The sequence below is a fragment of the Kocuria sp. GQ42 genome, from assembly GCF_059758435.1.
In genome coordinates this window covers 1-1,001 of record NZ_JCAXEN010000015.1, presented here as the reverse complement: position 1 = coordinate 1,001, position 1,001 = coordinate 1, and the positions used below count along the sequence as shown (strand labels likewise).

Sequence of the window (1,001 nt, the reverse complement as noted above, 5' to 3'; positions counted from 1 at the left end):
GGCCAGTGCGTGCTTCTCGGTCATGGTCGGGGTGCTCCTACTTCTTGTTCATCTTGCGGTCCAGGAAGGCCTGCATGCGGTCGAACTTCGCCTCAGACTCGAAGAGCACGGCCTGGGCCAGCTCGTCGATGTGCGGGTGGGCGGACGGGGGCGCCGCGAAGACCCGCTTGGAGATCCGCACGGCCAGGGGGTCCTGGACGCCGATCCGGTCGGCGAGCGCGTGCGCGGCGCCGACGAGCTCCGCGGGCTCGTGCAGCTCGGTGACGAGGTGCAGGGCCAGGGCCTCGTCCGCGCCGAGGATCCGGCCGGCGAGCAGGATGTCCAGGGCGACCGCCTCGCCGACCAGCTCCTTGAGCCGCCACAGCCCGCCGGCGGCGGCGATGATGCCCAGGTTCGTCTCCGGCTGGCCGATCGTGAGGTGCGGGGTGGCGATGCGGAAGTCCGCGGCGTAGGCCAGCTCCGCGCCGCCGCCCAGGGCGTAGCCGTCGATCGCGGCGATCACCGGCATGGGCAGCTTGTGGATGCGGTCGAAGATCCGGGAGTTGATCCCGGCCAGGGCGTCGTCGCGGCGACGTTCCCGCAGCTGCGCGATGTCGGCGCCGGAGGCGAAGATCCCCCGGCCGTTCACCTCGGTGCCGGAGAGGATCAGGATCTTCGGGTGCCGCTCGAGGTGGCCGCACACGGTGTGCAGCTCCTCGACCATGGTCGCGTCGATGGCGTTGCGCACGGCGGGGCGGTCCAGGACCACGTGCAGGCGGTCCTCGCGCTCCTCGAGCCGCAGGGCGGTGAACTCCGCGCCGAGGATCTCGCTGGGCCCGACCATCAGAGCTTCTCCACGAGCATCGCGGTGCCCTGGCCCACGCCCACGCACATGGTGGCCAGGCCGCGGTCGGCGCCCTCGCGCTCCATCCGGCCCAGCAGCGTCACCACGAGCCGGGAGCCGGAGGAGCCCAGCGGGTGGCCGAGCGCGATCGCCCCGCCGTCGTTGTTCACGATCCCCT

At 72.2% G+C, this 1,001-nt stretch carries 1 protein-coding gene and 1 pseudogene; both read right to left on the bottom strand.

Annotated features, from left to right (window positions below):
- Window positions 1-37: 37 nt before the first annotated feature.
- The gene (locus tag AC6CH6_RS17855) at window positions 38-823 is read right to left on the bottom strand and encodes an enoyl-CoA hydratase/isomerase family protein (RefSeq protein WP_498256161.1); all 786 of its coding nucleotides are present in this window, start codon (window positions 821-823) and stop codon (window positions 38-40) included.
- Window positions 823-1,001 (bottom strand): annotated as a pseudogene (locus AC6CH6_RS17850) (3-oxoadipyl-CoA thiolase); the annotation flags it as partial. The pseudogene AC6CH6_RS17850 and the gene AC6CH6_RS17855, both read right to left, overlap by 1 nt.